Annotated in this window: 20 protein-coding genes; 6 read left to right on the top strand and 14 right to left on the bottom strand. The window is 52.4% G+C overall.

Going from position 1 to position 23,288, the window contains the following annotated elements; genetic code table 11:
* The first annotated feature begins 179 nt into the window (after positions 1-179).
* Together INT21_RS00800 and INT21_RS00795 are read left to right on the top strand one after the other, a co-directional pair.
* A complete protein-coding gene (locus INT21_RS00800; RefSeq protein ID WP_193067942.1) occupies positions 180-1,004 on the top strand; it encodes a class I SAM-dependent methyltransferase in 825 nt (274 codons plus the stop codon).
* A 44-nt stretch (positions 1,005-1,048) separates the two neighbouring features.
* On the top strand, positions 1,049-1,618 hold the full coding sequence (locus INT21_RS00795) for a hypothetical protein (protein ID WP_089037869.1): 570 nt from the start codon (positions 1,049-1,051) through the stop codon (positions 1,616-1,618).
* Here the strand turns inward: INT21_RS00795 and INT21_RS00790 are convergent.
* Entirely contained in the window at positions 1,615-3,513 is a 1,899-nt protein-coding gene (locus INT21_RS00790; RefSeq protein WP_193067941.1) for a monovalent cation:proton antiporter-2 (CPA2) family protein, read from the bottom strand. The genes INT21_RS00795 and INT21_RS00790 overlap by 4 nt on opposite strands.
* Positions 3,514-3,631: 118 nt before the next feature.
* Between INT21_RS00790 and INT21_RS00785 the strand changes: the two genes are divergently transcribed.
* The 3 genes from INT21_RS00785 to INT21_RS00775 are packed head-to-tail and all read left to right on the top strand — an operon-like array spanning position 3,632 to position 6,008.
* Positions 3,632-3,925, top strand: coding sequence for a Trp family transcriptional regulator (locus INT21_RS00785; protein WP_038485152.1), 294 nt, complete (start codon positions 3,632-3,634; stop codon positions 3,923-3,925).
* 2 nt (positions 3,926-3,927) lie between these two features.
* Positions 3,928-5,352, top strand: a complete 1,425-nt coding sequence (locus INT21_RS00780) for an anthranilate synthase component I family protein (protein ID WP_193084739.1) — start codon at positions 3,928-3,930, stop codon at positions 5,350-5,352.
* Positions 5,349-6,008: an anthranilate synthase component II gene (locus INT21_RS00775; protein ID WP_193061359.1), complete on the top strand. Its 660-nt coding sequence runs from the start codon at positions 5,349-5,351 to the stop codon at positions 6,006-6,008. The genes INT21_RS00780 and INT21_RS00775 overlap by 4 nt, the downstream gene beginning before the upstream one ends.
* Positions 6,009-6,077: 69 nt before the next feature.
* Here the strand turns inward: INT21_RS00775 and rluF are convergent, their stop codons facing one another.
* From rluF to cysM, 7 genes are all read right to left on the bottom strand, one after another.
* Positions 6,078-7,133: a 23S rRNA pseudouridine(2604) synthase RluF gene (gene rluF, locus INT21_RS00770; RefSeq protein ID WP_193067939.1), complete on the bottom strand. Its 1,056-nt coding sequence runs from the start codon at positions 7,131-7,133 to the stop codon at positions 6,078-6,080.
* A 68-nt stretch (positions 7,134-7,201) separates the two neighbouring features.
* Positions 7,202-7,747, bottom strand: coding sequence for a DUF924 family protein (locus INT21_RS00765; protein WP_193067938.1), 546 nt, complete (start codon positions 7,745-7,747; stop codon positions 7,202-7,204).
* Between the two features lie 65 nt (positions 7,748-7,812).
* Positions 7,813-10,461 (bottom strand): phosphoenolpyruvate carboxylase, encoded by a 2,649-nt coding sequence (gene ppc / locus INT21_RS00760; protein ID WP_193084738.1) that lies wholly within the window; start codon positions 10,459-10,461, stop codon positions 7,813-7,815.
* A 33-nt stretch (positions 10,462-10,494) separates the two neighbouring features.
* Positions 10,495-11,334 carry a nucleoside triphosphate pyrophosphohydrolase gene (mazG, locus tag INT21_RS00755; protein WP_193061356.1) on the bottom strand — a complete coding sequence of 280 codons (840 nt, stop codon included), beginning with the start codon at positions 11,332-11,334 and terminating at the stop codon, positions 10,495-10,497.
* Positions 11,334-13,610, bottom strand: a complete 2,277-nt coding sequence (gene relA, locus INT21_RS00750; RefSeq protein ID WP_089040838.1) for a GTP diphosphokinase — start codon at positions 13,608-13,610, stop codon at positions 11,334-11,336. The genes mazG and relA overlap by 1 nt, the downstream gene beginning before the upstream one ends.
* A 70-nt stretch (positions 13,611-13,680) precedes the next feature.
* Positions 13,681-15,147 (bottom strand): TRAM domain-containing protein, encoded by a 1,467-nt coding sequence (locus INT21_RS00745; protein ID WP_193061355.1) that lies wholly within the window; start codon positions 15,145-15,147, stop codon positions 13,681-13,683.
* Positions 15,148-16,044: a cysteine synthase CysM gene (gene cysM, locus INT21_RS00740; protein WP_193061354.1), complete on the bottom strand. Its 897-nt coding sequence runs from the start codon at positions 16,042-16,044 to the stop codon at positions 15,148-15,150.
* A gap of 91 nt (positions 16,045-16,135) precedes the next feature.
* Between cysM and INT21_RS00735 the strand changes: the two genes are divergently transcribed.
* A complete protein-coding gene (locus INT21_RS00735; RefSeq protein WP_193061353.1) occupies positions 16,136-18,835 on the top strand; it encodes an ATP-binding protein in 2,700 nt (899 codons plus the stop codon).
* Between the two features lie 60 nt (positions 18,836-18,895).
* Here INT21_RS00735 and acpS read toward each other — a convergent pair whose 3' ends face one another.
* From acpS to lepB, 6 genes are all read right to left on the bottom strand, one after another.
* On the bottom strand, positions 18,896-19,273 hold the full coding sequence (gene acpS, locus INT21_RS00730; protein ID WP_193061389.1) for a holo-ACP synthase: 378 nt from the start codon (positions 19,271-19,273) through the stop codon (positions 18,896-18,898).
* Between the two features lies 1 nt (position 19,274).
* A complete protein-coding gene (gene pdxJ, locus INT21_RS00725) occupies positions 19,275-20,093 on the bottom strand; it encodes a pyridoxine 5'-phosphate synthase (protein ID WP_193061352.1) in 819 nt (272 codons plus the stop codon).
* A 35-nt stretch (positions 20,094-20,128) separates the two neighbouring features.
* A complete protein-coding gene (gene recO / locus INT21_RS00720) occupies positions 20,129-20,821 on the bottom strand; it encodes a DNA repair protein RecO (protein WP_193061351.1) in 693 nt (230 codons plus the stop codon).
* A gap of 8 nt (positions 20,822-20,829) precedes the next feature.
* Positions 20,830-21,729 carry a GTPase Era gene (era, locus tag INT21_RS00715; protein ID WP_038485185.1) on the bottom strand — a complete coding sequence of 300 codons (900 nt, stop codon included), beginning with the start codon at positions 21,727-21,729 and terminating at the stop codon, positions 20,830-20,832.
* Positions 21,726-22,418, bottom strand: coding sequence for a ribonuclease III (gene rnc / locus INT21_RS00710; RefSeq protein ID WP_009722084.1), 693 nt, complete (start codon positions 22,416-22,418; stop codon positions 21,726-21,728). The genes era and rnc overlap by 4 nt, the downstream gene beginning before the upstream one ends.
* A gap of 61 nt (positions 22,419-22,479) precedes the next feature.
* Positions 22,480-23,283, bottom strand: coding sequence for a signal peptidase I (lepB, locus tag INT21_RS00705; RefSeq protein WP_193061350.1), 804 nt, complete (start codon positions 23,281-23,283; stop codon positions 22,480-22,482).
* Positions 23,284-23,288 lie beyond the last annotated feature (5 nt).

The raw sequence follows: 23,288 nt of genomic DNA, 5'->3' as shown, positions 1-23,288 counted from the left end.
AGGTCAACATGGATTCCCGCTAAGGGCCTGCGGGAATGACGAAGAGGCAGGGCCTGCGGGAATGACGAGGTCGGCTCGGAGGGCTGGGGTGGAGTCATCGTCAAGCACTTATTAAACAAAAAACCCAGCCCACCGGCTAATGGTCGGCGTTAATTTTTGTAAGGTATTGAGACACCAACATGTCCACTCAACAGCGGCTAGCCGAGCACTACCACCAAGGGTTGCGCGATGACGCTATCCTTAACCAAATCCGTACCCACTACCCCGATGGCCCAACGCTTCACCAACTTGCCCCGCTAGACCAGCTACATATCGGTGGTATTGCCGCCTCTAAAAAGCTGCTTAACCTACTTGATCCTTCACAACATACAAAGGTGCTTGATATAGGCTCAGGCTTAGGCGGATTAATGCGCCAAGGGGCAGCGCTAGGTTTTCAACTTACCGGTTTAGATATCACCCACCGCTTTAACGTACTTAATCAGGCACTGACTGACTTGTCGGCTTCTCCGGCAAATTCGTCACTTAGCTGGGTTACCGGAGATGCCTGCGCACTGCCTTTTCCAGAGCGCACATTTGATGCCGTACTATTTCAGCACAGCCTGATGAACATGCCCGACCCCGCCCGCGTTATTGCCGAAAGCCGACGTGTGCTCCGTCCAGGCGGCAAGCTTGTCATGCATGAAGTCGTTAGTGGTAAAAACTTTGCCGAATTGCGCTACCCGGTTCCTTGGGCAGCATCGCCAGAGCATTCACACTTGCTTTCGAGGACAGAACTGACGGACTTGCTGGCGGCAAATGGCTTTCAGCTTCAGCACAGTGAAAATTGGAGCAGCACTGCGCTTGAGTGGCGTCAGCGGCAGCGCCAAAAAGAGCAAGCTGACACCATCGCTGTGCTCTCACCCCAATGGGTATTTGGCGAGCGCTTTTTGCAAATGGGTAAAAATCTGCTAGAAAACTTATCAAATAACGCAATTAATGTGGTAGAAATCAGCGCCCGTTGCTAGGCTGATTAAGATAACTTCCTTAGCCAGGGACACGAGGAACGCCAATGAAACGCTTGGCAAGCACCCTGTTGTGTAGTTTTGCTGGCTCCATGCTGCCATTGATGGGCTGTTTAGCCAGCAGCGGAGAGACCGACCTCGCCTATGCAGCTCCGAACAGCGAGTTTATGGCCCTGCGCAACGGTGTTGTTCTAGAAGGCAGTGACTTAAGCAGCCTCGATAGCTACACTACAGGTTTCCGCTTTTCGGCAGGTTTTAGCCCATGGCAATTACCGCAGCTGGATATTGGTGCTGAAATTGCCTACCGCGAAAGTGAAGAAGTTCCCATCACCTCCAGTGCTGACCCCCTCATCATGGATACTCTCAGCTTAGGCGGAGCGATCGTCGCAGGCGTGCGAATGGGCGCCTTCAGCGTTTACGCTAAGTCTGGCCTCACCGAGTGGCGTGGCGAAACCGATCAGCCACTGGCCGACGACGGCGGCACCGCCTTCCTGCAAGGCTTTGGCGCCACCATGACCATCAATCGTTTGGTAAGCCGCGTAGAGTACGAACGCATCGATGCCCCGACCCTCAGCCACCTCAATATGTTGAGCGCTTCCCTGCACTTACCGTTTTAGCGGTTTTCTGCGGATGCCTGTTCAGGCGGCGTCCATACGGGTTCTTCAGCTTGATTTGACTCATCCCAACCGTAGCGCATTGACCTACTCAGCGCTTCTTCCAGTTTCATAAACAGTTCGCCGTAACGTGGGCTAAAGCTAATCCCCTCCTCAATCTCTTTCCAGGCCTCAAACAGCTCATCTTCATGGGCACTTTCGTGTTGCTCAAACGAGTCGATCATCTGCTTAGCACGCATAGGGTGTACGCCCATAGCCGTTAACGTATGGCCGCCCAGCTCTAGCGCAGAGTGATAAACCTCTCTGGTTACATCGTCAGCCCCTGCTTCGCGAAGCTGATATCCATGGCCACGGTCAAATGCACGCGCTAATACCCAAACGTTGGGATGGTAATGTTTGACGTGCTTCACCATATCAACAGCGCGATCGCGATCATCAATCGCTACCACCATCACTCGCGCATGCGCAATACCCGCGGTTTCTAGAAGATCTGAACGACTGGCATCGCCAAAGTAGCTTTTAATCCGAATATGGCGGAGGAGTTCAATTTGCTCAATTTCGAGGTCCAAAGCCACGATGGGAATGTTATTGGCGCGCAACAAACGACATACAATCTGTCCAAAACGACCGACACCGGCGATGATCACTGGCGCTTGCTCTTCGATCTTATCGGCATCGCGCGTAGCGTTTTTAGCTGTTTGGTAGCGCGGCAGTACTAAGCGGTCGTAGGCAATAAACAACAGCGGCGTCGCAAACATGGAAAACGCGACAACCAGCGAAAGTAATTGCGACACATCAACAGGAATAACGTTGCTCTGCACGCTGTAAGTTAACAGCACAAAGCCAAATTCCCCTGCCTGCGCAAGGCTTAACGTAAACAACCAGCCATTGCTATTACGAACCCGGAACAACATGGCTAACCCGAACAGGATAGTGCCCTTTACGACAATTACGCCAAGCACTAATACCAATACGGTTGGCCACTGCGACGCGAATACCTGAAAGTCGATGCCAGCCCCAACCGTGATAAAAAACAGTCCGAGCAAAAGCCCTTTAAACGGTTCGATATTGGCCTCAATTTCGTGCTTGAATTCGCTATTAGCGAGTACGATACCGGCTAGAAACGCGCCAAGCGCTGGAGATAAATTGACACCCCCCATCAGCGCTGCAATGCCAATAACCAGCATTAAAGCGGCAGCTGTAAACACCTCTCTCAAGCCAGAAGAAACCACGTAGCGAAACAGCATCGGTCCAAGGTAATGCCCACTAATAATGACGATCCCGATAGCCCCAACCACCACCAGCCCGTGGAGCCATCCAGGCATATCCTCGACAAGGCTAAGGCTGCTATGTTCAGCGTAACTACCACCTTCTCCCATTAGTTCGGGCAGCGCCAATAGTGGGATCAACGCCAACATCAGGATCACCGCGATGTCTTGAAATAGCAGCACCGAAAACGCGCTGCGTCCGCCTTCAGTTTTCGTGAGTCCTTTTTCGTTTAGGGTTTGCAGCACAATAGCCGTTGAGGAAAGCGCGAAAATCAAACCGACGGCCAAGGATGTTTGCCAGGCAAGTCCCAGCCACCAAGCAACAGCGGTACCTGCAGCGGCTGTTATCAGCACCTGTAAACCACCCATCCCTATCAAGCTTACCCGCATGGCCCACAGCCCTTTTGGGTCGAGCTCCATACCGACTAAAAACAGCATCATCACCACACCAAACTCGGCGAAGTGCTGAATCGTCGTAGTTTCCTGACCGACTAATCCCAGCATTGGGCCTATCACCACCCCAGCGACCAAATAACCGAGCACCGAACCAAGCCCAAACCGCTTGGCAAGGGGGACAGCGATTACCGCTGCAATGAGATAGATAAACGCTTGAATAAAATAGTCGGTCATCGGGCTTCCTCAAATTAACACGAATGGCTTGACTTCATTGCGTAATAGGGTACCGTACTAGTACGTTAGTACAGCAACTTATTTCCTTACTTTTGTGGCAATACGGTGAACTCACTTTATGTCATTTGATGATGACCATCAGGCTGATTTAGTACGCTATTTACTTGCCATTGATTCGCCAGAAGCAATGGACGAAGCACTAGCCAGCCTGTTAACGCCCGCAGAGTACCAAGAAATCTGCAAACGCCTACAGATTTTTAAGCTTTTGCGTGAAGGAGTCCCCCATCGAAAAATCGCGGAAATCCTGGGCGTCGGTATTGCCACGGTATCCCGCGGTTCGCGCGCTTTAACCACGTTACCCTCTTCAACGTTACCTTCATCACTACCGTCACCCACTTCACGGACCGATTAATCATGACGACGACTACGCCTGCTTCATCAGGCCCACAGCCTTTTACGCTGTCGCGCAAGCCTCACTATGTCACCCTGGCGGCGGACTGTGACTTTTTTGCTCTATTTCAAAAAATTGAACGCCAATTTGATACCTGCTACATGCTGGAATCACTAGGCGAAGATAGCCATATGGCGCGCCACTCGATTATTGGCTTTGACCCTGAGTACACGCTTTACGCCAATGGCGGCACGTTAACTATTGAAGATCGTGACGGTAATTCAAACCACTATCCAAGCGATAACCCTTATGAGCTGCTGCGCAGCTTGATTCCGCAGAATATTATTTCTCGTAAGTATGCGGGTGGGCTAAGTGGTTATCTTGGTTATGACGCCATGCAATACTTTGAGCCTTCGTTATCGTTGAAAGCTAGCGACGATTTCGACACGTTTCGATTTGGCCTTTATAAAGATGGTTTGATCCTCGACAAAATGACCGGGGAGGTGACCTATTTTTATTACGACAACAGTCGCTACGCGTTTCTGCAAACCTTGATCGACGCTGATGATATCTCCCCAGGCGAGCTGCATATTACTGCGCTGGGCGACACCATGAGCCGCGAAGAGCACGCCGAAGCGGTGGCCAAGGTGAAGCAGGACATCATCGACGGTAAGGTTTTCCAGTGCGAAGTCGGCTTTAAAAAGCGCTTTAGCATTAAAGGCGATACGCTAGCGCTCTACGATCAGCTACGCACCATTAACCCATCGCCACAGATGTACTACGTGAAATTCGGCGAGCAGAAGCTGATTGGCGCAAGCCCCGAGCTTCTATTCAGGCTTCGCCAAGGCGAGATGGAGACATTCCCACTGGCAGGCACCACTACACGTGGCAAAACCCCGCAAGAAGACACGCAGCTAGCTCGTGCGCTACTCAACGATCCCAAAGAGATTGCCGAGCACAATATGATTGTGGACCTACACCGCAATGATATTGGCCGAGTGGCGCAATTTGGCACGGTGAAAGTACGTAGCCTGATGGACATCAAACGCTTTAGCCACGTACAGCATATCTCCAGTGAAATTGTTGGCATTATTGCCGAAGGCGAAGACATGTTTACATCGCTTGCCAGCAACTTCCCTGCGGGCACACTGACGGGCGCGCCAAAAATCGAAGCAATGAAAATTATCGATGACTTGGAAACTGACGGTCGCGGCCCTTACGGCGGCGCGGTTGGTCAATTCTCATTTAACGGCGATTGCACCTTTGCGATTCCCATTCGTACCGTCTTTGTAAACGGTGAAAGTGCTTACGTGCAAACTTGTGGCGGCAACGTGTTTGATAGTAACGCCGAAGATGAGTACGAGGAAATACGCCGCAAATTTGCAGGCACCCGCAAAGCCCTTGCTCCTTTTATGAGCGCGGATATGGACATGGAGAGCCAAGCATGAAGGTGCTAATTATCGATAACTACGACTCCTTCACCTATAACTTGTATCAGTTTATTGGTGAGATTTTAACCACCGAGAAGAATCGCGGCGAACTGCCTCATTTCGAGATTATTGTTAAGCGCAACAATCAAATCGACTTCAAAGCGATAGAAGCCATGGCGCCTGATCGGATTATTATCTCGCCGGGCCCAGGCTCGCCGGATGATCCGCGTTACTTTGGCGTCTGTGCCGACGTTATCGAGAAACTCGGCAAAACCACGCCACTGTTGGGCGTTTGCCTGGGCATGCAGGGCATTGTTCACGTTTTTGGCGGCAAAGTGGTAAAAGCGCCTCTACCGATGCATGGCAAAATCAGTCCGATCAACCACAACAATCGCTCGGTATTTAATGGCGTGCCTGACCAGCTTGAGGTGATGCGCTATCACTCATTGATTGCCGACGCGTTCACCCTGCCTGACTGCCTGGAAGTAACCGCAACAGTGGGCGCGCTAGGTGCTGACAAGTTTGAGCAACGCAGCCACTGGCAAGCAGTAGGTGAGTTTGAATTGATGGGCGTAAAGCACCGTGATTACCCCATTCACGGCATTCAGTTTCACCCCGAATCGTTTGCCACAGAAGGTGGCAAAGAACTCATTGCTAACTTCTTATTTGCCTGACCCATCAGGCTTAGCGTTGAGATAACTTAGCGACTAACGGCGGGCACTCAGAGCTGCCCGCCCTACTCTCTAACGCTTCCCTTTCGGGCGACCAACACGGCCTTTTCCCACCGGCTTGGCCCCTGCCTTGCTGTTTTTTCCTGCGCCAGCGGTTTTGCCCCTGGGCTGCGGTTTACCCGAAGCACTGGCTTTTGGGCCAGTTCTCACTTTACCGCTGGCGGTTCTTTTACCCTTGGGCGGCGGTTTATTGCCAACCGTTTTAGCACCCGGCTTAGCCGGTTTCTGGCGACCCTGTTTCTGCCGCTCCTGTTTCTGTCGCGCCTTGGTGGCTGTTTTTTTCGGTTTGTTAGCGCCTGACCCCGAATTGTAATCCGGCCTTGCTGTCTGGCGCTTTTCAGGCACTGCCTCAGAGCTTTCTGTCAGCGCAACAATCGTATCAATCTCTTTAGGGGTTAGATCCCGCCAATCGCCCAGAGCCAACCCTTGCAGGGAAACATTCATTATCCGTGTGCGAACAAGCTGGGTGACCTCGTAGCCAAAGTACTCGCACATACGGCGAATCTGGCGGTTCAACCCTTGCACCAGCGTAATAGTGAACACAAACGTCGACGCTTTGGTCACTTTACACTTTTTAGTCACCTGCCCAAGGATCGGTACACCCTTTTGCATGCCGGCAACAAATTCATCGGTAATCGGCTTGTTGACCGTCACCACATACTCTTTTTCATGATTATTATTAGCGCGCAGGATCTTATTAACCAAGTCGCCATTATTGGTTAGAAAGATCAGTCCCTGGGAGTCTTTATCCAGACGCCCGATGGGAAAGATGCGCGTCCCGTGTTTCACGAATTCAACAATATTGTCTTTTTCGCTGGACTCGGTGGTACTGACAATCCCCACCGGCTTATTTAGCGCAATAAGCACTAAATCCTCTTCTTCCTGAGGCTCAATCTCTTGACCGTTGACCTTAACCCGATCACCCGGCACCACTTGGTCGCCTGTCGTTGCCCGACGCCCATTAATCCAAACGTTGCCTTGTTCAACATAGCGGTCAGCCTCTCGGCGAGAACACAAACCGCTTTCGCTGATGTATTTATTGATGCGGGTAGATTTTCGTAACGACATAAAACGCCATAGGCAAAAGTGTGGTGAAGTGATTAAGCAAAATTCAAACGCTAACGTTAAAAGCCTAACTAGAAGCCGGATCCAGGTTGTTTAAGGAACTCTATTTCGGCTGGCGTAGATACCCGGCCCAACACGTCGTTGCGGTGGGGATAACGACCAAAGCGGTCAATGATCGCTTTGTGACGAATCTCGAAATCCAGGTTGTTCTCTAACCCAGGCTGATCAAACAGCTGCATTGCCACCTCATGAATAGCGGCAGACTCACTGTGCATATAAGGCATGTATAAAAAACTACGCTCGACGGGAGCCAGTTCGTTATCCACCGCTAAAGCAACCGCTTCCTGTGCAAGCGCTAAGGCTAACGCGTCACTGGCGAAGGCTTGCGGGTGGTCACGGTAGATATTTCGCGAAAACTGGTCCAACACAATAATTTCGGCCAGCCTACCCTGGGCGGTACTGCGCCACTCATAGCACTCGCAGGCAGCTGCTTTGGTCAGCAGTGAGCCGAACCGCTGGGTAATCTGCTGATCCATCGATGTGTCTTTTTTAAACCACTGCACTGGCGTCAATTCATTGAACCAAAACGACAGTACTGACTGAGCATCCTGTATCATCGCGCCCCCCAATTCCTAGTAAGGTGATGACGGCGCCGCCACACGCAGTGGCGGCGCACCCTTTGTTAGCCTGTATTGCGTAACCCTGCTGCAATACCTGCCATGGTCACCATGAGCGCACGAGAGAGATCTGCACTAATGGCGCCGTCGGCGTCCCGATTACGCTGCAGAAGCTCCGCTTGCAAGCCATGAAGCGGGTCGATGTAAGGGTTGCGCACATCAATTGCTTGGCGAATAAGCGGGGTGTTTTCAAGCAGCTTCTCTTGCTGAAGGATATCCAGCACGACGTTTTCCAGCCGTTCAAAACGCTCACGTAGCTTCTTGCCCAGCGCTTTCAGCGAAGGCTCATCGACTAAGCGATGCTCATAGTAGGCCGCAATCGCTACGTCCGCTTTGGCCAGCAGCATCTCTAACATATCGAGATAAGTGCCAAAGAACGGCCACTGGCTGCGCATTTCTTGCAACACTTCCCGGCCACCTGGCTGTTCTAGGCGTCGCGAGAACGCCTCACCACTGCCCAACCAAGCGGGTAGCATCAAGCGAATCTGCGTCCAGGCAAAAATCCACGGAATCGCTCGTAAGGTTTCCACGCCACCATCCTGGCGACGCTTGGTTGGCCGCGAACCGAGCGGCAGCCTACCCAGCGCCCCTTCCGGCGTGACCGCACGGAAATACGGAACAAAATCGGGGTCTTCACGCACTACGCCAACATAGGCGGCATGGGCCACTTTCGCCAGCTGGTCCATCTCTTCACGCCACTGAGGCTCCGGTGCGGGCGGTGGCAATAGCGTCGCTTCCATGACCGCACAAGCGTAAATTTCCATAGAGCGCAGCGCGATATCTGGCTGACCAAACTTAAAGCGAATCATCTCACCTTGTTCGGTCACCCGTAGGCTGCCATTCACCGAGCCCGGCGGCTGGGAGAGAATCGCCGCATGCGCGGGGCCGCCACCACGACCAACAGTGCCACCCCGGCCATGGAACAGCGTCAAATCTACCCCATGTTTGTCACATACATCGACTAACGACTCTTGGGCCCGGTACTGTGCCCAGGCAGCAGCAAGCTGCCCGGCGTCTTTAGCCGAGTCTGAATAGCCAATCATGACTTCTTGACGGTCTTTCGCCAGAGCGCGGTAACCCGGTAGCGCCAGCAATTGGTCGATGACATCGCCCGCATGATCAAGGTCGTTCAGGGTTTCAAACAGCGGCGCGATAGGCAGCGTGACTTGGCCACCCACCTCTTTCATCAATAGCGCAACGGTTAATACGTCCGAAGGCTCGGCAGCCATTGAGATAATATAAGTACCCAACGCTTCGGCATGCTCTTGAGCAATCACTTTGAAGGTATCGAGCACTTCGCGGGATTCTGCCGAACACTCCCAACGGCGTGGAATTAGCGGCCGCCTTGATTCAAGCTCTGCGAGCAGAAACTCTTGGCGCTGTGCTTCGTTCCAGTCCTGGTAGTGTCCCAAGCCCAGTGCACTGGTGAGTTCTTCCATTACCTGGGCATGGCGACTGGCCTCCTGGCGCAAGTCAAGCTTGGTCAGCGTGACACCGAACACTGCCACGCGGCGCAAGGTATCAAGCAGCGCACCGTTTGCGACGGTGTCCAGCCCGACATCACACAGTGAGCGGTAACATGCCAGCAGCGGCGCATAGAGCTGGTCGCGGGTTTCAATAATTGGCCCGCCGTCATAGTTACGGCCATCTAGCTCTGCTTTTGCCCAGTCGCGTGTGGCTTCCATTTTATGCAGCAGACGCTTGAGCAGCTCGCGGTAAGGCTCAGCAACTTCTCCCACCTCTGCCTTCAGGGCGCTGTTGGCTTTCCACATGGAAAGCTCGGTTTTCAGCTGCTCAAGATCGCGCAAATAGAGATCGGCGGCCATCCATCGGCCCAATAACAGCACCTCTCGCGTCACCCGCGCGGTGACATTGGGATTGCCATCTCGGTCACCGCCCATCCAGGAAGCGTAGCGAATAGGCGCGGCATCTAGCGGCAAACGCTCTCCGGCAGTATCGAGTAATAAATTATCCAAATCGCGATGGAAGTCTGGCACTGCCTGCCATAAGGAGTTTTCGATAACCGCGAAGCCCCATTTGGCTTCATCAACAGGGGTTGGCCGCTCATGACGAATCTCATCGGTATGCCACGCTTGACTGATCAACTCTTCCAAGCGCCCCTGGGCGCGGGTTCCACGCTCTGGGTAGTCTTCAGAGCTTTCAATCGCGGTTAGGCACTCGTCGATAGCATCATATTTCTGAATCAACGTACGGCGAATAACTTCTGTGGGGTGGGCAGTCAGCACTAGCTCAACGCGCATACTGGCCAGGGTTTCTACTAACTTACGGGGCGAATTACCCGCCTGCTGTGCACGGCTTAGCAGTTCACCAAGCACTGGCTGGGTACCAGGCTTGTAGTCTTCCACCCGGCGAAAGCGCGCCCGGTAGTGCTGCTCAGCAATATTGGCAAGGTTCAAAAACTGGTTAAACGCGCGCGTCACTGGCAGCAGGTCGCGTTCGGGCAACTGGCGTAGATACTCAATAAGCTCACGCTGCTGCAATGAATCGCCCTGACGTCCCCGCTTGGCATGGGCACGAATCGTTTCAATTTTATCAACAAATGACTGGCCTAAATCATCGGCGATCGTACGGCCCAGGCTATCACCGAGAATACGTACGTTATCACGTAGCGATTCGTGTAGGTCGTGACTCATTGGCATGGCCTCCTTGCGGGGTCGCATTAGTTGTTAAGGGATAAGCGTTTTTTCTTGTGCTTTAGCGGCTTGCCAGTGTGCTTCCATTTCATCCAGCGAGGCATCGGTTAGCGGACGCGCAGCGGCGGCAAACTCGCGCTCTACGTAGCGAAAGCGGCGCTCAAATTTGGCATTCGTGGTACGCAAGCATTGTTCGGGGTCAGCACCCAGTGTGCGAGCTAAATTAGTCACTGCAAACAACAAATCGCCGACTTCTTCTTGAGCGTGCTGTTGGTTACCCTCGGCAAGGGCTTCTTCAACTTCAGCGAGCTCTTCACGGATTTTGTCCAGTACACCGCTGGCATCCGGCCAGTCGAACCCGACCCTGGCAGCACGCTTCGAGAGTTTAGCGGCACGACTGAGCGCTGGCAGCGTACGTGGAACATCGTCAAGTACAGAGGGCGTGCTTTGCTGCGAACGCTCAGCGCGCTCATCGGCCTTGAGCGCTTCCCAACGTGAATTAACGTGCTGGGTTTGTACGTCCTCGGCACTCACCCCAGGTGGACGTCGTGACGCTAGCGTGCCATCAGGAAATACATGCGGATGACGGCGCAACATCTTTACGGTCAACGTATCGACGATGTCGTGAAAGTCGAAGCGCTGCTCTTCGGCACCAAACTGGGCGTAGTAGATCACTTGGAACAGCAGGTCACCCAACTCGCCGGGCAATTCATCAAAAGCGCGCCGCTCAATAGCGTCAGCGACTTCGTAAGCTTCTTCCAGCGTATGGGGCACGATGCTGTCCCAATCTTGCTTAATATCCCAAGGACACCCCTGTTCCGCATTGCGAAGTACCGACATCAATGTCAGCAGATCCTCTACGCTATAACGCATCAGGCGCCTCCTCTACGGACGTTTTTCTCTGGGTCGGCATTGCGCAGGCGACGTACTTCCGTCACGTTGGGCAATTGCTGGATACGGGAAAACAAGCGGCCTAGCGCTTCAAGACCGTCGACTTCCAGCGTGATGCGCAGTCGCGCGATCCCCTCGTCAGTATCCGTCAGCGTATTAACAGCTAATACATTAACCTTCTCGTTGCCTAGTAGCCCGGTTACGTCGCGTAGTAAGCCGGAGCGATCCCAGGCTTGAATTTCAATCGTGACGGGATAACGGGTGTGGGCACGTTCGCCCCACTCTACTTCGATAATGCGCTGGGGCTCTTCCATGCGCAATTGAAGGATGTTGCTGCAATCCTGGCGATGGACGGTGACGCCGCGACCTTGGGTAATAAAGCCAACAATCGGTTCGCCGGGCACTGGCCGACAGCAATTCGCCATGCTGGTTTTTAAGTTACCGACACCCAGCACGGTGATGTCGCTTTTAGTTGCTTTGCTTGGCTGGCGGCGTGGCTTCGCCAGCAACCGATCTAACTGTTCTTGGTCGTCCGTTTCACCAAACAGCTGCTGGGCTTGATGAAGTACTTGACCGATACGCAGGTCGCCCGCGCCAAGCGCCGCATACATATCGTCGGCGTTTTGGTAGTTAACAGCAGCGGCAAGCTTAGCAAGGTCAAGCCCTTCAACATCCAAACGGCGCATCTCTCGCTCGAACAGCGCCCGTCCTTCGTCTAGGTTCTGGTCTCGTGCTTGGTACTTAAACCATGCCTGAATCTTCGCCCGCGCGCGTGAGGTGCGCACATAGCCCAAACTGGGGTTTAACCAGTCGCGGCTGGGGCCGCCTTTGGTGGCCGTTAAAATCTCGACTTGCTGGCCGGTTTTTAACTTATAGGTAAGCGGTACTATCCGGCCATTAATCTTGGCACCACGGCAGCGGTGACCAATTTCGGTATGCACGCGATAAGCGAAGTCGATGGGTGTGGCAATACGCGGCAGGTCAATGACATGACCATCGGGAGTGAACACATAGATACGGTCTGGCGCAACGTCGCTGGAAAGACCTTCACGCAGGTCGCCAAAGCCACCCACTTCATCCTGCCACTCAAGCACTTGGCGCAACCAGGCAATCTTTTCTTCATAGCTACGGCTTTTGGCGTTGGTATCATGCCCTTTATACCGCCAGTGTGCGCACACGCCTAATTCTGCTTCGTCATGCATAGCAAAGGTGCGAATCTGGATTTCCAGCACCTTATTTTCTGGCCCCATCACCGCGGTATGCAGTGACTGGTAACCGTTTTTCTTCGGGTTGGCGATATAGTCATCAAACTCGTTGGGTACATGGTGCCAACGCGAGTGAACAATTCCGAGTACGGTATAACAATCGGCCACATCAGGCACTAAGATGCGCACTGCGCGCACATCGTGCACCTGGGAAAAATCAATCCGTTTGCGCTTCATTTTGCGCCAGATTGAGTAAATGTGCTTGGCTCGCCCATCGACGTCGTAGTGGTGAATATTCTGGGCTTCCATCAAGCTCTTGATGGTTTCCACCACGTCATGAATATAGCGATCACGATCTAAGCGCTTTTCCGCCAGCAGCTTAGCAATCGCTTTGTACTCATCTTCATGCAGATAGCGAAACGATAGGTCTTCAAGTTCCCACTTGATTTGGCCTATCCCAAGCCGGTGAGCCAGCGGCGCATAAATATCAGCCACTTCACGCGCAACTTGTAAGCACTTTTCACGGGGCGCATCTTTTACTTGGCGCAAAGCGCAGGTGCGTTCAGCAATTTTGATCAGTGCAACGCGCACATCTCCGACCATGTTAACCAGCATTTTGCGCAGATTTTCCTGCTGATTATGCTGGCTCATACCATGGTTGGGCGCTAGTGGGTAGCTAATGGCTGCCATTTGCAAAACGCCATCAATCAGCTTAGCGACTTCTTCGCCAAACCGTTTGGTAACGGCGTCTATACTCAGCAGCCCTTCGCGAACCGCGCGATACAGCACGGCAGCCTCAAGGGTTGCTTGATCAAGCTTGAGTTCGGCCAGAATGTCGGCCATTTCCAGCCCCATTCGAAAACTTGAACCTGGCGAGAGCCACACACGGTGGGTTTGCGGCGCCTCTCGCTCCAACTGTTCAGCAAGCTCGCATGCTTGCAAAAGTCGTTCGGGGTCGCGTAGGCGCACATCCTCTTGAAGGCGCGCTAACCACTGCTGTATGTCCACCTTTCCGCTTTCGGTAAGCGGCTGGTCTTCACGCACTTTCACCATGACAATCATTCATCCTTTCAGGGTGACGGCTAGCCACTTTCCGTCACCGAGGCTTGATGCAATGGGCAGGCTAGCCCTCGTATTCAAATAGCATCAGCGTTTCCAGGTGAGCAGTGTGTAAAAACATATCGGCCACTGCTACTTGCTTGACGCGATAACCTGCATGCACAAGATGTGCCGCATCGCGAGCAAGCGTTGCCGGGTCACAAGAAATATAGGCCACCCGGGGTACATTGTAACTACCTAATACTTGGCAAACTGCTTCTGCGCCGCTGCGCGGCGGATCCAGCACAATCGCATCAATTTGCTGATGCTCGCTCAATAGCATTTGCACCTTTTTGGCATCACTTAAGTCTGCTTGCTGGGCATGCACATCCAATAGATTAGCATCAGCGTTAGCGGTAATTCGCTCCACCATCGCTGGATTGCCCTCTACAGCAAGCACCTTTGCTCCTGCGGCGGCTAACGGCAAACTGAAGTTACCAATCCCAGCAAAGAGATCTACGAGCTGTTGCCCTGGCGCTGGCTTTAACCATGCTACCACCTGAGCTACCATCTTTTGGTTAACCTCAGCATTTACCTGTAAAAAGTCACCTGGTGAAAAACGTAACGTCACTAGGCGGGATGCTTTATCACCCGGCAAACAGTGTTCACTTGTGGGTGAACTCGCTCTTTGAATTCCGAGTTCATCAAGATTAAGTACTTCTTGTAGAACGGGTGTAGCGCCACCATGTGCACCATTCCAGTGCAAAACAGGCGTTTCCCGCCCTAACCAAGTGCCGAGCGAGACCTGCTGCTGTTCCGCAAACTGCTGCCAGCGAGCCCTATCTTGATCATGGGCTTTTAACTGACGCACTAGCACTACTGTCGCCTCATCGGTCGCCAGTAATTCGACATGGCCAACGAGACGGGGCGAGGCTAATGTTGCCAGCAGTTGCCGTAACGGAAGAATCAATTTGTTCAGCGCTGGCACCAGCACATGGCACTGCTCAATATCAACTAATCGGTGGCTGTTGGGTGCTCGAAATCCCAGTAGAACATTCCCCTGACCATCTACCCTAACCCCCAAACGGGCGCGACGTCGGTAGTGCTCGCTACCACCATCTAACGCAGCAATAGGACCTAGCGTAAGGCCCTGACGCGCCATTAGCTCGGTGACAACGTCGCGCTTATGCTGGCGTTGTGCAGTAAGATTAAGATGCTGTAAATCACAGCCTCCACACTGCCCAAAGTAAGTACAGGGAGGCTCAACCCGCTGTTCTGAAGAGGTGAGCCGGTTTTTTATATGCGCTTCGTCATACCGCTTACGCGTCACGTGTATCGCGACATCGACATGTTCACCAGGAAGCGCTTGGTCAATAAAGACTGTTTTTCCCTCGACACTGTGCGCTACACCACGGCCATCATGAGCTAAACGCTCAACCACCAGCGTTGTCGAGGTATCATCTTTTGACTCAGTTTTACGGCTAGGTTGGCGAACTAGCCCTGAGTGTCCCGAGGCGGGGCGAGATGGCCGCCGCTTACCCAACATGGCCATCTATAACTCCGGGGCAAATAAGCCTGTGGAAAGGTAGCGATCGCCTCGGTCACAAACGATGAAGACAATGACCGCGTTCTCAGTTTGTTCTGCGATACGCAGTGCTCCAGCCAAGCTGCCACCTGACGACACCCCGGCAAAAATACCTTCTTCACGCGCCAGGCGGCGCATGTGGGCTTCTGCTTCTTGCTGAGAGATATCAAGGGTAATATCAACCCTTGGTGCTTCAAAAATCGACGGCAGGTACTCTTTTGGCCAACGACGAATCCCCGGTATGCTCGCACCATCCGCCGGTTGTAAACCGACAATTTGGATCGCTGGATTTTGTTCCTTGAGATAGCGAGACACCCCCATGATGGTGCCAGTTGTCCCCATTGAACTGACAAAATGCGTCACTTCACCGCCGGTTTGCTGCCACACTTCGGGCCCCGTTGTGCGATAGTGCGCAAGCGGGTTATCTGGATTGGCAAATTGGTTTAGCGGTTTACCTTCGCCTCTTGCAATCATCGCATCGGCAATATCTCGCGCCTCTTCCATCCCACCTTCTTTGCTCGCTGACACCAATGTGGCACCGTAAGCCGCCATAGCCTGCTTACGCTCTTCAGAAGCGTTTTCAGGCATGATTAGCGTCATTTTGTAGCCTTTGATAGCAGCGGCCATGGCCAAGGCAATACCCGTATTACCCGAGGTTGCTTCCACCAGCGTATCGCCTGGAACAATATCGCCCCGTGCTTCAGCTTCACTTAACATAGAGAGGGCCGGGCGATCTTTCACCGAACCAGCAGGGTTATTGCCTTCTAGCTTGGCTAGAAGCGTGTTATTACGACCAGCCGTTATGCGCTTTAAACGAACCAGTGGCGTATTGCCAACCACATCTTCGAGCGTCGGATAATTCATCGTACATTCCTTATCATCACCATTATGCTGCATTATATCGGCGCTGCCGTTAGCTTGACAGGCAACCTCATTGAATCAACGAGCTTCTCTCATGTCTTTAAACACGCGCTTACTCTTTGCGTTACTCGGGCTTCCACTTCTTGTCTATGCCGTCATGGCACTATTGCTGGTGGTGCAAAGCGAGACCACCGGCCGTGACATGCTAGAAGAGCGCTTAGTTAGCGCTGGTGAATTACTGGCACCAAGCCTGGGTAACGCCATGATAGATGGCGACTTGCCTCGTTTGGAAGCCATTGCCAGACAGCTTCTGGAGCACAAAGGGTTACGTGCGGTGACGCTTTTCGACGAGCAAGGGAGTCGCTTATTGGTACTGGGACATTCGATACCTCCCCCCCCTCGCCTAAATGTCCCCAATGCTACGACACTCACCATGGATGAAGCTATTTGGCGTTTACAGGTACCTCTAACCACGTCTTACGGCCAACCATTTAATCTCGCTAATACTGGCTGGCTTGAAGCCGAAATGGACATACGCACGCTTAAACTGGAGCGCTATAAGCTCATTGCTAGCCTCAGCTTAGGCGGCATGCTGCTTGGGCTGCTGCTTTTTTTAGTCGCGTTTGCGATCAGCCGCTACGCTACTCGCCCAATTGAAGATGCGAACCAAGCGCTTTACCGCCTATCCCGGGGGGACTACCGGCCTTATATGGCGGCTGCCCGCCCTACCGAGTTTCGGCAACTGGCAGAACATATCAATGGGTTAGCGGAACATTTTCGGCAAGCTCAGCATGATATGCAAAGCCAAATCGAGCAAGCGACCAGTGAACTGCAAGAGTCCATGGAGACGATTGAAGAGCAAAATATCAAACTCGACCTTGCTCATCGAAGCGCACTACGCGCGAATGCAGTGAAGTCCGAATTTTTGGCTAATATGAGCCACGAAATCCGCACCCCTTTAAATGGCATCATTGGTTTTTGCCGTTTATTAGGCCGCTCGTCTCTCGACGCTCGGCAGAAAGAATGGCTAGAACATGTGCACCGTGCGTGCGATAACCTGTTGATGCTAGTCAATGATGTGTTGGATTTCTCGAAACTAGAGGCCGACCGGCTGACGTTAGAAGAAGTCGATATCGATCTTGTGTCGCTGATGGATGAAGTTGTTGGCCTTCATGCACCTGAAGCTCAGCGCAAACGGCTGCATTTAGTGGCGATGGTTTATGACGATGTGCCGTCAACGCTTTGCGGCGACCCGCTACGCATCCATCAAGTCCTCAATAATTTGACCAGCAATGCCCTGAAATTTACCCAGAAGGGAGAAGTCATCATTCGTGTCATGCTGGACAGTCAGGAGGGCCAGCATGTTGTGCTGCGTATTAGCGTTAGTGACACAGGCATTGGCTTGAACGAACAACAACAAAAGCAGCTATTTAGCGCCTTTTCCCAGGCAGATCCTAGTCACTCCAGACAGTTTGGCGGCAGTGGTTTAGGGCTGACGATTTGCAGGCAATTAGTTCAACGAATGGGGGGAGAGATTTCTGTTGATAGTGAGCCTGGAGAAGGTGCAACCTTTTCATTTACGTTGCCACTACTTGCCGACATGAGCAAGGAACGGCCACAGGAACTCTCACTCGACGGCTCAATTATTCGTTTACATGAGCCCCATCTACCCACTCGCAATGTGTTGGAACACTTAATGGAACGCTGGGGCGCAACGGCCGTCTCTTTCATTGAATCTGGCAACGAGCAACTGCTACTGCTGAGCCTAGATCATGATGACTTCAGCGGTGAGCGAAAGACCTATTGGCAGTCAGTAATTGCTCAAGCGCCCTGCCCAACACTCATCCTTGCAAACGCCACTAGCTTTGAACTGCCTCACTGGGAGCTTCCTAATGGGGGGGATATACTGTGTAAACCATTTACCAGAACTCAATTGATAGCCACGTTCAAACAACTACTGGAACCTGTCACAGCCACTATTTCTGCCAACGCACAAACGGTTAAAGCGCTCCCTTCGTCAACATTCACGGTGCTGATCGTTGACGATAATGCGCCCAACCGCGAGCTATTAAAGGCTATGCTCGAAAATGAGCATATCAACATTGTATTGGCTGCCAGCGGCCAGGAAGCGTTGGATTACGCGCGTCAGAACGAAGCAGACATGGTGCTAATGGATATTCGTATGCCTGATATGGACGGCGTTCAAACCACCCAGGCTTTGCGGCGTATTAATAATAGCTGGGCGCGCTGCCCAATTATTGCCGTGACCGCACACGTGCTAAGCGATGAACGTCAGCAGTGGCTTGTGGAGGGTTTAGACGACGTATTAGTGAAGCCTATCAATGAAACTCAACTGCAACAGCAATTTCAACGCTTCTTGGGCATTACGCTGCCAATCAGTCCGCTGTTACAGACGTCCCCAAAAGCCCCTGCTCTTGGATATACACCTGCTGCGTTATCCGTCATTGATCTTGAGCTCGGCACGCGCCTAGCAGGCGGCAACCCCGAGTTCGCCAAACAGCAACTAAAGCGACTGATCGATAGCCTAAGTGAATGCGAACAGCAAATTCGCAGCGCTTTCGAAGAAAACAACCTGACGGCCTTGCTCGATCATGTTCATGCGCTCAATGGTGCCAGCCGTTACTGCGGAGCACCCGAGCTCGCGCTAACGGTCGAAACGTTGGAGACACGCTTACGCACCGGGGGCTTGGAACAGGCTGAAAATTTACTTGATAAGCTGTATGCCGCCATCAAACGCCTCAGGGAGCAGCGGAGCACGTTAAATCAGCGCTAGTCCGTTAGCGCTCAAGTACTAGCGTTCAAGTACTAGCGTTCAAGTACTAGCATTCAAGTACTAGCATTCAAGTACCACAAATGCCACCGCGTAATCTGCTTCATCACTGAGCGTTATATGAGTAGCCGAGGCGCCGCTAGCTTGAAATAGACGAAGCGCCTCACCACTTAGCTGCAGGCTTGGCTTGCCCAGCGAATCATTGAGGATCTGAATATCGCCCCATTGCATACCGTTTCGCAAACCAAGCCCAAGCGCTTTAACATACGCTTCTTTTGCTGCAAAACGCTTTGCCAAATAGCTAGCGGGATGACCTTTTGTCTGCCACACAGCTTGCTCTTCAGGGCCTAAAATTCGCTGGGCAAAGCGTGGCCCATGGCGTTTTACTGCCTTAGCAAAGCGCTCGACCCGGGCGATATCCGACCCAATTCCGACAATCATCTTAGTGGCTACAGCAACCGTCATGCTTGTGTTCGTGCTCATGTTCATGCTCATGAGCATCTAACGCCGCCATTAACCCAGCTTCCTGACCAGCAATGATCAAGCGTTTCATTTCTTGAATGGCGCCCTTCAAGCCGACAAAAAGAGCTCGAGCAATAATTGCGTGACCAATATTGAGCTCATTAACACCCGGCAGCGCAGCAATCGCCTCAACGTTGTGGTAGTGCAAGCCATGCCCAGCATTAACCACTAAGCCAGCAGAAACAGCGTGAATGGCCGCTGCACTCAGGCGTTCATATTCAGCAATAGCAGCCGCACTGCCAGGTTTTGCTTCTGCATAGGCACCTGTATGCAGCTCAATCGTTGGTGCCCCTGCACGAATGGCAGCGTCAATTTGCGCGTTATCAGGATCGATGAACAAAGACACGTCGCAACCGGCTGCGCTTAAGCGCTGACAGGCATTGGCAATAAGATCAAAACCACCCACAACGTCCAAGCCACCTTCGGTGGTTAGCTCTTCACGCTTTTCTGGTACTAAACACACGTGTGCCGGGCGTATTTCCTCAGCCAGCAGTAGCATTTCTTCAGTGACAGCCATCTCTAAATTCATGCGCGTATTAAGCATTTCTGCCAATAGGCGAACGTCTCTAGGCTGAATATGGCGACGATCTTCACGCAGGTGAACCGTGATGCCGTCAGCGCCCGCTTCTTCTGCTAATAGTGCCGCTTGAACGGGATCAGGGTAACGAGTACCACGCGCTTGGCGTAGCGTCGCAATGTGATCGATGTTAACGCCTAATAAAATCCGCGGAGGATGCATCGCGTGTCTCCAATAAGTGATATCAAAATGCCCACCTAGCGCTGTCGGCGGCGGGCCAAATCGAGCATTAGTTCTCGGGAACGTAAAGCAGTCGCGCCTAAATGAGGCGCAAGCGCTGCCCGCATCACCGCTTTTAATGCACTTGCTAAGCCAACGGGCTTCCAATCGCCTTGATCAATATAGCGCAGCGTGCGACCTTCGATGCCCTGCTCAGCAGGTACAAAAGCACGACTTGCTGCATCAAATCGATAACGCGTTTGGGGATCAAGCGCACCGCCATCGTAAGTACAAAAACGCGGCGTTGCCTCTAACGTCTCCAACAGCGCCCATTCAAAACGTCGCAGCGCCAAGGCGCGGTTCGCCGGTGTTGGCAATGCCTCTAACAGCGCGCTATAAAATGCAAAAACCTCTGGCGCTGCAAGCTCCAAAGGCAGTAGACGCGTGGCTATTTCATTCGCATATAAGCCGCAGAGCAACCCTTCTCCAGCTAGCAATGCCGTCTGGCCTCGCGACTCCATCAGCATTAATCGTTTTAGCTCACGCTCGCCGCGCCACGACACAAACAAAGGGGTAAAGGGTTGCAGCCGTTGACGCGACTTAGAACCTGGCCGCTGCCCTCCATGGGCAACGGCGCGGATACGACCATGGTTAAGGGTTAACAAATCCACCAGCGCACTGGTTTCACGGTAAGGCCTGCGATGCAGTAAAAACGCTGGCTCTGCCGACATGGAAGCACTCAATCGAGATCGTAACCCAAGCTCTTTAATGCCCGCTCATCATCAGACCAGCCGCGCTTCACTTTCACCCATAGATTGAGCATTACCTTGGTACCCAAGGCGCGCTCCATATCTAGGCGGGCTTCGCGACCAATGCTTTTAATACGCTCGCCATTCTCACCGATCAAGATAACCTTTTGCCCCTGACGTTCGACCAGGATTAAGGCACTGATATGGGTCACACGCTCGGTTTCACGGAACTCTTCGATTTCCACGGTCATTTGATACGGCAGCTCATCACCAAGCTGACGCATGACTTTTTCACGCACCAACTCAGCCGCCATGAAGCGCAAGCTCTTGTCAGTGATTTGATCTTCCGGGAAAAAGTGAACGCTCTCTGGCAAGTATTTGGCAACTTCCTGCTCGAGCGTATCAACTTGGGTGCCATGCTTGGCAGAAATAGGCACAACCGCAGCAAACTCACGGCGTGCACCTACTTCAGCTAACCAGGGTAACAAGTCACCTTTATCGTTTAAGCGATCTACCTTGTTGACCGCTAGAATCACTGGTGCTTTCACGTGCTCAAGCCGCTTTAGCACGGCTTGGTCTTCATCCGTCCAACGAGTGCGGTCAATAATAAACACCACACAGTCAACATCACGTAACGCCTGTGTTGCGGCTTGATTCATAAAGCGGTTGATCGCTTTATTGCGGTCTTTGGACATGATGTGCATGCCAGGCGTATCAACATAGATGAACTGTGTCTCTTCTACCGTCTTAATACCCATTACCTGATGCCGCGTGGTTTGAGGGCGACGCGAAGTAATAGAGATCTTTTGCCCTAGAATCCGGTTCATGAGGGTTGATTTGCCTACGTTGGGCCGCCCAACGATGGCCACGAAGCCGCAGGTTTGACTCATGACTTGTCTCCAGGTGTTTTTTCAAGGTGGAATAGCGCTTCTTCAGCTGCCTGTTGTTCAGCATGGCGGCGGCTGGGACCTTTACCAGTGGTATGCTCGGTTAGCAAATCAATGTAGCACTCCACGGTAAAGGTCTGGGCATGCGCCTCCCCCTTTACAGAGACTACTTCATAGCGTGGCAACGCTGCCTGACGCGATTGCAAAAATTCTTGCAAACGTGTTTTGGGATCTTTCTGGGTATCTTGTAGCGAAATATTTTCAAGCCGCTCGGCGTACCATGCCAGCACACGTTGACGAACTACGTCCATGCCCGCATCTAAATAAATAGCGCCAATCACAGCTTCTACTGCATCAGCCAAAATGGATTCGCGGCGATGCCCGCCGCTCTTCATTTCTCCCGAGCCAAGCCGTAAGCATTCGCCGAACTCCATTTCTCGAGCCAACTCAGCCAATGTCTGGCCTTTTACCAAACGCGCTCTAAGACGTGATAATTGTCCTTCCCTAGCCTGAGGGAAACGTTGAAAAAGCGCCTCAGCGATTACAAAATTGACGATAGAGTCACCCAGAAATTCCAGGCGCTCATTGTTACGACCACCGTAGCTACGATGGGTCATGGCCAGTTCCATCAGCGTAGGGTCACCGAAGGTATGGCCGATTCGTCGGCAAAAAGCGGTTAAGGAATTACTCACAGTGCTCCTACGTCGTTGACGTTAACTAATATGACAGCATTAACAATTTCTAAACTATTTTTCATTCAATACGCCGCACGCTGGTAAAGCTAGGCAAGCCACCGTCCCAATGCATCCAAACGGCAAACGCTCTTCCAACAATATTATCTTCAGGAACAAACCCCCAATAACGGCTATCGTTGGAGTGGTCACGGTTATCACCCATCGTGAAATAGTGCCCATCCGGAACAACCACTTCGCGCATCTGGGGGCCAGGATCGCGGGGGTTATTATATATATAGTGGCTAATGCTACCTAATTGCTCTTCCAATAATAGCTGTTGCGGCGAAAGTTCGGGGCCTTCTTCAATCAATGCTTTAGTGACTGGCTCACCGTTAACATACAGCTGTTTTCCCTCATAGCGAATACGGTCACCCGGCAAACCAACCACACGTTTAATAAAGTTGACCGATGGCTCCTCTGGAAAGCGGAACACCATCACGTCGCCGCGCTCGGGATCATCAACTTCTAAAAAACGGCTGTGCAGCACCGGTAATCGCAGGCCATAGGCAAACTTATTCACCAAGATAAAGTCACCCACTTCAAGCGTCGGCTTCATTGATCCAGATGGAATTTGAAACGGCTCAATAATAAAACTACGTACGACCAACACCACCAGCAGAACTGGAAAAAATGAGCGTGAGTAGTCAATCGGCCATGGCTCTTTGAGCAACGTCTCTCGAGTCGTTCCATCCAGGCCTTCCGTGGTAGCTGCTTCAGCAGCGGCCAATCGCTCACGCCGCTTAGGTCTAAGCCAAAGCACATCCAGCAAATATATTGCCCCAGAAAGTGCAACGGCAATCACCAGTAATAATGAAAAATCCATGTGGG

Source organism: Halomonas sp. 3F2F (genome assembly GCF_014897805.1).
In the GTDB taxonomy this organism is placed as follows: Bacteria; Pseudomonadota; Gammaproteobacteria; order Pseudomonadales; family Halomonadaceae; genus Vreelandella.
The sequence above is the reverse complement of the archived record's forward strand: the minus strand, read 5'-3'. Positions and strand labels throughout refer to the sequence as shown.